Below are 230 nucleotides of genomic sequence, written 5' to 3'. Positions count from 1 at the left end.
TCCGGGGCGCAGACGGGTGGCATTGCCATTCTCTCGCTCGGGCCAAGGCTTGGGGCGTGCCTGCAGGCGGCCGACATGCTGGCCGCCCGCGGCCTGCCGCCCACGGTTGCCGATGCACGCTTTGCCAAGCCGATTGATACGGCACTGGTGGAAAACCTCGCCCGCAACCACGCGGTGCTGATTACCATTGAGGAAGGCTCCGAAGGCGGGTTTGCCACACAGGTCTGCCA

1 protein-coding gene is annotated in these 230 nt (G+C 66.5%); it reads left to right on the top strand.

Translation table 11 applies throughout. The annotated features are described in order from the left end of the window. Positions 1-230, top strand: a 230-nt coding sequence (locus HK26_RS13100) for a transketolase C-terminal domain-containing protein (protein WP_307772216.1), incomplete at both ends; no start/stop codon positions are given.

Origin of the sequence: Acetobacter okinawensis, assembly GCF_002153655.1 — a bacterium.
GTDB classification, from domain to species: domain Bacteria; phylum Pseudomonadota; class Alphaproteobacteria; order Acetobacterales; family Acetobacteraceae; genus Acetobacter; species Acetobacter okinawensis_A.
Note: the sequence above shows the minus strand (reverse complement) of the source record. Positions and strands in the feature narration are given on the sequence as shown.